Origin of the sequence: Endozoicomonas sp. ALC020, from assembly GCF_049275935.1 — a bacterium.
Classification (GTDB): Bacteria; Pseudomonadota; Gammaproteobacteria; order Pseudomonadales; family Endozoicomonadaceae; genus Endozoicomonas_A.
The window spans coordinates 6861266-6872367 of the sequence record NZ_CP184830.1 but is presented as its reverse complement, the minus strand read 5'-3'; the positions used below and the strand labels follow the sequence as shown (position 1 = coordinate 6872367).

General features: G+C 48.0%; 2 protein-coding genes. Both read right to left on the bottom strand.

Annotated features, from left to right (window positions below; all coding sequences use genetic code 11):
* Positions 1 to 109: 109 nt before the first annotated feature.
* Positions 110 to 5623: a hypothetical protein gene (locus tag ACOJUO_RS25210; protein WP_422138553.1), complete on the bottom strand. Its 5514-nt coding sequence runs from the start codon at positions 5621 to 5623 to the stop codon at positions 110 to 112.
* A 123-nt stretch (positions 5624 to 5746) separates the two neighbouring features.
* A complete protein-coding gene (locus ACOJUO_RS25205; protein WP_422138552.1) occupies positions 5747 to 11062 on the bottom strand; it encodes a hypothetical protein in 5316 nt (1771 codons plus the stop codon).
* Positions 11063 to 11102: the final 40 nt, after the last annotated feature.

The window sequence follows — 11102 nt, the reverse complement described above, 5'->3', positions numbered from 1 at the left end:
AAGTAATTTTTAAAATCGCTCATTCCTGTTCCGGCATGAAACGTTCACCAGACCTGTCATGTTGGTCTGCCAGGGTTGCAGGTGGAAGGCTTAATTGAGAGGCACTTCTCTAATTATGACCGTGAACTCTCTGATCATCGCCCTTTTGCAAACCGTAAAAAGCTCCAAGAGTGTAGAAGTAAGGAATACTTTCTGCATGGGAGAATGACCATCTGGGGACATTTTCCATGAAGTATTGCTCCCAGCCATTGTCAAACAGTTTCATGGTGCGATCACGGCGTTCGCGGAACTGCAGATAATTTTCCTGTCGAGTCCAGCCAGGTATCGTGTTGTTGGTCTTTACACGGTTTGCATAGGCTTCATCGGTTTCACTGAAGCCTTGAGGTGAAGCAATAGCCGTACGTTGCAAATATCTATCTTGCGTCTCCCCCAGGCCTGTCCAGCGATTAATCTTGTCAAGACTCCGGCCCAGAGGCCCGCCCAGCCATTGAGTGAGCATTTTGTTGTCGTTCATAAAAAAGTCGAAAGTGAGACTAGACGCCAGGGCGAATCCGAAGGTTTGTGCATAGGTGAACCCAGATATAAGTCCGTGGACGTATGCTCCGACAGTGGCGACCGGACCCAGTACCAGGCCGGTGGTGGCTGAAGCCAGGGTTTTCACTTTTTGTGGAGTCATCCTGTGCAGCAGCGGTATCTGAACTCCCTGTCCTGAACCCATGGATTTCACTATTTCCGGCACCAGCCGGGAAATGCTGCGATAACTATGAGGATTGGCATTGTGCTGTCGGGCAAATAACATAGAGCCGGTTTTCAATAGAATGACTGAGGACGCGGCTTTACCCAATGGCATGGCCAGCCCGCCCACTTCAGCGATTTGTTCAATGCCATTGTGGCAGGCATATTGCCCGGTTCGGTCAGGATCAACACTGAAGTGTTCTAGCCACTGCCGGAAAGGTGTCAGCATCCGGTGCAGGTAATCACCCCTGTTGGTCAGATCCAGAAGATAGAGGAACGACATGTTTGAAAGAGACTGCTCGGCAGCCTGCAAGGTTGTATGGGTCGCCAGTAGCGGTTTGTAGCTGGAGTAATACCAGGTCACAGCCTGTACCAGGAAGGCGGACGGTTTGACCCAGTAATCCGACAGTTGTCGTTCAACTACTGTGGTGTGAGCCTGTATTAATGTGTTGTGGATAGCTTTGATCAGGTCTGACTCAGACAGGCCAGCGGCATTGGCGTAAGGTGTCAGGGTTTCCTGAATATTGCCCAGAAATGCTGCCGTTCTGCGGCCATTGTCAAAAGCAATATCATCAAGAACATAGTTGGCGATGACTGCAGCTGCATACTCTTTCATGTCGGCAACAGATTCTTTCATACCCGCCGGGCCAGTGGCAGTGAGGGGCACAGGGTTAAAGGCCATCTGCATGAATTCCTCAGCACCTCTGTCGGACAGCATCTGGATAATGCTATTGAAGTGAGGCAAATTGACGCGGTGTTTGTAGCCCAGGAAATGTTCAAATTCATCCACTGTCTGATAACCATCGACACCTCTGACGGCCTTCATGTAGTTCTCGAGTTCAACCTTGCTGATCAGACCTTCACGCAGCAGAGCGATGATCCTGTTAGCACTGGCATAGCGGGCAGCCAGGTAGTCCGGGAAGCTGTTCAGGTCTCCCAGTTCATAGTTGACGTAGTGAATGGCTGTTTTGGCCATGCCGTGAATTTCGTCGTCGTATTGTTTAGCTCCGCTTTGCAGCTCATGCCTGGCGCTGTTTACCAGCTGCTGGATTATTTTCAGGACATTCGAAGGCTGATTTTCCAAAGGCTCGAAAAGGGGGACTGGGAAGGTCTTCTTCAGACTCTTGAAAATTTTCACAATCCGATTGGCCTGATCAAACGTCAGAGCGTCTCCGACCAATGCCCGCAGGTGAACCGGCGCAAATTCTTCGCTAAAATCGAAAGTCGTCAAGTCGGGTATGGCCTCACCGCTTTCCAGGGCTAATTCTGCCAGACCCATGGCGGCTTCCAGGGCTTGTTTCTTGAGTGAGTGCTGCTGTGTGAAGGTGTGGATGGCGTCCAGAACTTCTGCCTGCTCCGGCGTGTACTGGAAAGGGCCGTCATCATTTTCGACGGCTTTCCCGGCTGCCTCAAGGGCATCTTTCATTCTCTCAATGTCTGCTTTCCTGACTTCAATCTCAGCTTCCAGACGGGCCTGTTCCCGGGTCTTGCTGCCAGTACTGTCATCACCGTCCGGTTGTAACATAGCCTCCAGTTTTTGATGAGCAGTTTCCAGCTCACTTTCAGCTTCTTCTATTACCCGACTGGCTCTGGCTAGCTCACGATCAAGAACGAATCGGGGTTTAGGTCCCAGGTGAGCCATGTGCTTGTCAAGCTCATCTTCTATGGCTGCGATACGCTCATTAACGGTAGGCTGACCGGCAAGGTAAACTTCATCATTCAGCTCTCGGAGTTTTAGTCCAATCAGACTTTGCTGGTAGATGAGATCGGCATCTTCTTCATAACCCTCAATGTTGAGTGGACGAGCAATTTCATTGTTTGTATCTTTTCTGGAACCTCTATTGTCATAGAAGCCTTCTACTATGTCCCTTAATGCCCGAATTTTTTCTCTCAGGGCATTCTTCTGGTCATCCAGGCTGGTATCTTTTTTTAATTCCAGTTTCAGGTCATCGGCCAGTTTAGCAACGAAATGCTTGCCTCTTTCTATAGCAGCAGTGTTTTCCCTGATGTCGATGTTCAGCTTGTTCTCTACAGCTCTAAGTATCTCTTTCTGTTCTTCTATGGCTCGCTCATCCACTTCTTCGACAAAAAAGGCAAGAGTCCCATCAATTCCCTCGACTTTTACTCCTCTTATTTGGTACATAGCATCTTCCCAGATGGAATTACCTTTCAGCATTTTTTCAGTGATTTCATCGTCCTTAAGCCTTGCACGAATCCTGTCAACTCTTTCTGTGTTGTCATCACCTTCACTGGTTTTTATGTTGACTGCTTCTTCTAATTCTTCCAGTATTTCCAGGGCCTCTTTCTCTGCCGCCTGACTGGCCTTTGTCATAGATGTCTGAATTGCCTCGGAAATGGCGTCACGACGGTAATAGACATCGCCCTTACTATTGAGGTCATCCATCTCCAGGGCTTTTTCCACGGCAGCCAGTTTCTCAAGGACTAACGGCATGGCTCTGGGGTGGCCTGGTGTTCTGATGTCTTCCAGTTCCTGTTTCAAATCTGCAAGACTCTGATGCATTGCTTCTATCTGTGGAATGTGTTTTGCCAATGAGTCGTCTTTACTCATTACGATACGCAAAATCGCTGCGATACCGTCTTGCATGAATTTGACGTCAGGTTTTTTCATATCGCCATCATCATTCAGTGTCTGGATTTTCTGAAGCAAACTTTCTGGAATGGGGTTGAGTGGAGCATTCGTTGACTGCAGTTTGTTAAGCAGGTGTTTTTGTTCGTCATTCAGTCTATAAGCATGCTGTATTTCAGCAGTCAGTGACTCAATTCTCTGAAGCAGATGGTCTTCCTGAACGTCAATGTCTGCGTTGTTATCAAAATCCTTAATGTTTAAATGAATAGCGAGGGTTGCATAACGGGCTTTTATTTCAGCTTCGCTGTCAGCCTCTTTTCTGGTGCTCTGTTGCTGAAGGTGTTGGGTCTGGTGGCGGGCTTGCAGATCAGCTTTGTTGATTGGGGCGAGCTGACTTTTAATGGAAGCCGGATCGCAGATATCATCAATTTTCTTCAAGAGGCTTTCGACTTGTTCAACTTCTGGTTGGGTGTCATCCCAGTCATCCATGCCAAGTTTTGTTGCTATTTTAGAATGGCGAGCATTTATGGCTTTTAAATTGGCATTAGAAACTTGTTGTTCCAGCAGAGGGAATTGCCTGACCTCCTGCATAAGTGTCTTTACCAGAGTTTTCTGATCTCGCAGCTTGGCAAGAGTCCATGCATGTTTAGCCTTAACTTTCTGATAAATTTGTTGCCATTCCAGTTTTTTCTCATCACTGGCATCGGCTCTATCCGATTCAATCTCTAATTTATATTTGAGCACGAGGAGCTCGGCTTCTGCACTATATAGTTCATCCAGCTTGCTGAACATCTCAGCCATCTGTCTGGCCCTTTCACCCAGAACTTTGGAAACAAACTGTTCGTCGTCGTATAAACCGTCAGTCTTTAATTTGACGACAACGGGTATATGATCGACAATCTTCTGAACAAAATGCTGATTAGTCAGAAGATCTCTGAGTACGGGTTTGAAGCCGAAATGTTTTTCAAGTTGATTGTGCATCCAGATGGGTGTAATGAACGACGAAGCGACTCTGAGGTCTTCCAGTGTGACTTCAAACTCCCTTATTCTATGTTTTTTATCTGGAGTGGCACTGACCAATGCCTGATCGAGAGATTCATAGAATGCAAGCGCACGCATCGCCCGTTTATCATTGTTTGAAAGTGTCGTCGGTTGATCCTGATTGAATACAGCATTCTGCCGCGCAGCAAACTCCTCCAGCACTGTCATCTGCCTGCTTCGAATGACGTACTGGTAGGCTCTGACCTGATGGGTTTTAACTTTTGTTAATACTGCAGGGGAGGGTAGGGGACCCTCAGCTTCCTGCCATAGGTCATAGAGCTTTTCTACAAAAACGACATCATCCGGATTCAGCCTCTGACCATGGAAAACAATCACCTCCCCCGGAGCTTCTGCTACTTCCAGCTTCGGATAACCCACAGGCACAGGATAAGCCCGTGAGCCATCCTTGACGTGTACAACGTAGCCAACGGGTTTGTTGTGTGCCAGCAGTTCATTAAGAGCTTGCTGTTGTAACGCTTCTCCCAGGACATGAACCTGGATATAGGCAGAAGTCGCTGCTGCCAGGAGAGCATCATCATTGACAAAGAGTGAATGGCCCAGACGCTTCAGTTCAGGTGGCCGATCACCCCCTGAGACAAGACGCATGAAGGTACGCCCACCCACTAAAACCTTGTCTACTTCAATGCTGGCCAGGGTAACATAGTGATCACTTTTGCCCAGGTTTCCCGCTCTCTTCTCAGCACCTTCCAGCAGCCAGAGCAGTTGCGCGGATCTGGCGATTTTCGTTAACGGTTCCAATGATTCCATGCCAGTCAATTGAAAACGGACAGCCGCAACTGAATCCGGATCGGTCATTCCGCTTCTGACTTCAATGACCAGTTCTTTTTCTTCAAGATTATGGGTAAACCTGAAGATTTCCTCATCACCCAGCTTCAGGACTTTGGTGTATTTCTGAGCAACGTCATTTTCGCCTGTTTCAAACAGATCAACACTGGAAACACCCCCACAGAAATGAGAAGCAAAACCTATAAAACTTTTAGCCGGCATGGCATAGCCTGCACTGATATCAGTGTAATAAGAGTAGGTGGTCGTAAAAGATCCGGGTATTGGCTGCTGGTCATCACCTAACGTTGGCCGAACAATGATCTCACTCTGGGTAAACTCCACATGTTCATTGTCTTTAATATCGACAGCTTTTGTCTGCAGCCTGCGATCGGCCAGTGTCTGGGTACTAATGATGAAAGAACTGATCGCAACAGCCACTGCAAGGCTTAATGCATTGGGACAAAACTTACTCATTCTACTACCTCAGAGCTGAGAATTTTTATAACGGTGAGCTGTGATTGCCATTGCAGGCGAAGAAGCGACTTTTAATCGCTCGTGGCCGTCAGAGGGCCACGATTGCAGGTAGAAATATTTCTCTTAATGATCATGAACTTTCTGAATATCGCCTTTTTGCCACTCATAGAAGGCACCCAGAGTGTAGGAGTAAGTGACGCTTTCTGCATGGGAGAACGACCATTTAGGTACATTTTCCCTGAAGTATTTTTCCCAACCATTGTCAAACAGTTTCATGGTGCGATCACGGCGTTCACGAAACTGCAGATAATTTTCGTGTCGAGTCCAGCCATACATACTGTTGTTTGCTTTAACACGACTAGCGTATTCTTCATCCGTTTCACTAAAGCCTTGTGGCAAAGCAATAGCGGTACGTTGCAAATACTCATCGTCCGTTTCACCCACGCCCCGCCAGCGATTAATTTTGTCAAGACTACGTCCAAGAGGTCCACCCAGCCATTGAGTGAGCATCTTGTTGTCGTTCATAAAAAAGTCGAAAGCGAGACTCGACGCCAGTGCGAATCCGAAGGTTTGAGCGTAGGTGAATCCAGATATAAGACTATGAGCGTATGCTCCAACAGTAGCTACCGGACCCAGCACGAGTCCGGCGGTGGCAGAAGCCAGAGTTTTCACTTTTTGTGGCGTCGCCCTGTGCAGCAGCGCTACCTGAATCCCTTGTCCGGACCCCATGGACTTCACTATTTCGGGCACCAGACGGACAATGCTGCGATACCTGTGTGGGTTGGCGTTGACCTGTCTGGCAAACAGCATAGAGCCGGTTTTCAGCAGAATGACTGAGGACGCGGCTTTGCCCAATGGCATGGCCAGTCCGCCCACTTCAGAGATTTGTTCAATACCCCTGTGGTAGGCATATTGCCCGGTTCGGTCAAGATCAACACTATAGCGTTCCAGCCAGTGCTGGAAAGGTGTCAGCATTCTGTGCAGATAATCCCCCCTGTTGGTAAGGTCCAGCAGATAGAGGTACGACATGTTCGAGAGGGACAGCGCGTTAGCCTGCGAGACAGTGTGAGTCGCCAGTAGCGGTTTGTAGCTGGAAAAGTACCAGGTGACAGCCTGTACCAGGAAGGCTGAAGGTTTGACCCAGTATTCCTTTAGCTGCCACTCAACTGTTGCGGCATGAGCCTGCATCAGGGTGTCATGGATAGCCTTGATCAGGTCTGATTCAGACAGGCCGGCAGCACTGGCATAAGGTGTGAGGGTGTCCTGAATATTAGTCAGGAAGGCTGCCGTCCTGCGGCCATTTTCAAAGGCAATATCGTCAAGCACGTAGTTGGCGACGACTGCGGCTGCGTACTCCTTCATGCCGACAATCGACTCTTTCATACCCGCCGGGCCTGTTGCCGTTACGGTCACAGGAGCAAAGACACTTTGCATGAATGCCTCGGCACTCTCATCGGACAGCATCTGGACAACCTTCCTGAATTCAGGCACCTTGACGCCGTGTTTATTACCAAGGAAGTGCTCAAATTCAGCCACTGTCTGATAACCGCCGACACCTCTGACGGTCTTCATATAGTTTTCAAGTTCAACCTTGCTGATCAGGCCTTCACGAAGCAAAACCATGATTTTGTTACCACTGGCAGAACGGGTAGCGAAGTATTCAGAGAAGCTTTTGAGGTCCTCCGGTTCATGCTCAATGAAGTGAATGGCTCTTTTTCCCATACCACGAATTTCGTCGTCGTATTGTTGAGCGCCTTTGCCGATCTCATTTCTGGCCTTGTACACCAGTCTCTGGATTTCTATCAGGGCACCCTGATGCCAATCGACTTTCGTCCTCAGGCTCTTGAAGATTGCCACAATCCGACTGGCCTGATTAAACATCAGATTGTCTCCGGCCATTGCCTGCAAGCGAATCGGTGCAAATTCATCGCCAAAATCGAAAGTTGTAATGTCGCGTATTACCTTACCGCTTTTTGCCGCTGACTCTGCCAGAGCTATTCCGGCTTCCAGAGCTTGTTGCATGAAAGGGTGCTGCTGTATGAAGGCTTCCATAGCGGCCCGAACTTCTGCCTGTTCCGGCGTGTACTGGAAGGAACCGCCGTCATTTTCGACGGCTTTCTCTGCAGCCCTGAGGACTTCCCTCATTCTCTCAATGTTTGCTTTTCTGGTTTCAATCTCACCTTTCAGACGGGTTGATTCCTGATTTGCTGGTGCAGCAGCCCCTCCAGGCATTGCATCGGTTTCATCCATACCTTCCCTGTCGTGCTCACGCAGGAATTCTGTGATCTGAACGTATTTTTTTCTGGCTAACGGCAGTTCACCCGATGCGTTATCGACTTCATTGTGACCATGAGCAGCCAGCCTGCGATAAACTGTCTCTAGCTCAGCTATAGCGTCTTCTATCTCCCGTTTGGCAGTGGCTACCTCTCGATCAAGAACGTATCTGGGTTTAGGACCCATTTGAGCCATTTGCCAGTCAAGCTCATTCTCAATGGCTGCAATGCGCTCGTTAACGTCAGGCAGACCTGCATTCATAACTGCTTCATCCAGCTGTCCGAGTTTTTTTTCAATCAGACTGTTCTGGTCGTCGATAATGGCATCTTCTTCATAATCCTCAATGTTGAGTTGATAAGCCATGTCATTGTTTCTGGTTCTTCTGACACCTTCGTCGTCGCCGGTCTGGTATAGCTCTTCTATTAATGCCTCAATTTTTTCTCTTAGTGCCTCACTCTGTTCAGCAAGGCTGTCATCCTCTGCAAATGCTACATTCAGATCTCGGGCCAGTTTAGCAGTGAAAGCCTTGCCTCTTTCCCAGGCAGCAAGATTTTCACGAGGATGGATGTACAGCTTTTTCTCTACAGCTTGAAGCAGACCTGTCTGTCGTTTTTTGACTTGCTTATCAAGGTACGAATCTTCGACTTTATAGTTAAGAATTGCACAAAGCTTCCTGATTCTGAGATCCTTCTTGTTCAGGGCTGTGCTTTCTTCTTGCCACAGGGCCTGATCTATCTGATCCAGCAAGTGTTCAGGAAGATCTTCGCTGTCAAGTATTGCATGAACCCGGGCAAGTCTTGCTATCTGGCCGTCCTCTTCATAGCTTTTTAGGTTGAGTGCTTTTTCTGCGGCTTCCAGCAGGTCGGCCCGTTGTTTTCTGGCAGGCTTATTCGGGTCGGGGTTTTCGGCTTTATAGTGAAGGTTCGCATGAAGCTTGATGAGTTTGAGATCCTTCATGTCCAGCATTCTGCGTTCACGGTACAAGATAATGGTTTCTATCCCAAACAAAATTCTGTCCAGTATCCTGTTTGAGAGATCACCCTTGTTAAGTACTTTAACAATCCTGGTGAGTCTTGTTTTACTGTAATCCTCTTCATTGGCTTTGATGTTGAGTTCTTTTTCAACCACATCCAGCATGTCCCGGGCCTCTTCCTCTGCCCTCTGTCTGGCGTCTTTGATATATTTCTGGATGTCTTCAGAAATGTACTGACGATGAAGATAGACATCGTCGTTTTGATCAAAATCAGGCATTTTCAGAGCTTTGTGCACGGCACTCAGTGTCTCAATGACTTCAGACCTGATCCTGGGATAGTCTGGTGTTCTGATGTCATCCAGTTCTTTTTTCAGAGCAACTTTTCTGGCACTGATTTGAGAATCTACTAAATTGATCTGAGCCTTCGCTGCCTGAAGACTGCGAATCAGTTGTCCTTCTTGCTCATTCAATGCCTTGTATTTCAGAAGCAGAAGCTCTTGCGGAACGTCAATATCCTCATTGCTATCAAAATTCTCAATGTTTGCAAATCGGGCTTTGCCTGCAACTTCTTTTTCAGCCACTTCGTCAAACTGTTCTGTTACGGCCTCCGCCTGGTGGGTGTCATGAATTTTTAATTTTTCGTTTAGCTCGGCGAGTTGTGCCTCTTTTGCCTGTTTTTCTGCCAGTGCGCAGTCAAATTCAACCCGCTGCCTGAGTGACATGTCGTTGATGACTTTTGAGGCAAACTGTTCGTCTTCACCGGGATTAGCGACCTGCGCCCGGTAGTTATCGCTGATATCGGGGATCTCTTTCTGAATATTCTTAACTAAGTGCGGGTTACTCAGAATATTTCTGAGTATGGGGTTGAAGCCGAAGTTTTTCAGGAGATGATCATAGATCCAGAATGGCGTGATGAGCGACGAAGCGACTCTGATGTGTCCTAACGTTAATTCAAATTCATCGCCATTATCCGGACTGGCACTGATCAATGCCTGCTGGAGAGATTCATAGTATGCAAGCATACACAGTTGAAGCTCCAGCACTATTTCGTTAAATTCAGCACCGGGATTTGCAGCCATGGCCTCGAGCAATTCCATCTGCCTGTTTCGAGTGACGTACAGGTAGCTTTTGACCTTGTCTTTTTTTACCTGTGTTGATACATCAGGGGGAGGGTCGGCATAAAAAACAGGTTCATACCAGTGCTCATAGAGTCCTCTTACAACGGCGATCTCGGTCGGATTCTCCTTCTGACCACGGAAAACAATCTTCTCCCCCGAAGCTTCAGTCACTTCCAGTTTTGGATAACCGATTGGCACCGGGTAAACCTGCCTGTCATCCTCAACGTGTACGATATAGCCGACGGGTTTATGGTACGACAACAGTTTGTTGAGAGCTTTATGTTGTAAATCTTCCCCCAGAATATGAACCTGAGCATAAGCAGAAGTGGCTGCTGCCAAAAGCGCCTCATCATTGACAAACAGCGATTGCCCCAGACGCTGGAGTTCAGGGGGGTGATCGCCCGAAGCAATAAGACGCATGAAGGTGCGCCCGTTCACTGCAACTTTTTTTACTTCAATGGTGGCAAGGGAAACATAGTTATCGCTTGCGCCAAGGTTTCCAGCTCTGCCATGGGCAGCTCTCAGCACTGCGGCCAATTGCTCGGGACTGGCGACTTTCGTTAAGGGTTCTAATGGCTGGATATTGCCTGATTGAGAACGAACTGCCGCAATTGAATCCTGGTCAGTCATACCGCCTCTGACTTCAATGACCAGTTCATATTCTTCAAGGTTATGGGTGAACCTGAAGATCCCTTCATCACCCACCTTCAGGATTTTGGTGTATTTCTGAGCAACGTCATTTTCGTCGGTTTCAAACAGATCAACACTGGAAACACCACCCTCAATGCCGGAAAGAACATCCGTAAAGCCTTCAGAAGGAACCTCATAGCCCGCTCTGGCCTGAGTCTGATCGGGGTAAGTGGTTGTAAAGGATTTAGGTATTGGCTGCTGGTCATGACCCAAAGTTGGCCGAACCATAACCTCACTATGAGTAAACTCCTCATGACTGATGCTCGAAACATCGACAGATTTTGTCTGCAGCCTGCGATCGGCCAGCGCCTGTGTAGCAAGGATGGAAGAGCTGATTGCTACGGCCACTGCCAGGCTAAATGCATTGAGGGGAGCAGTTGTCATTCTACTACCTCAGAGCTGAGTGTTTTTATTGCCGTGAAAA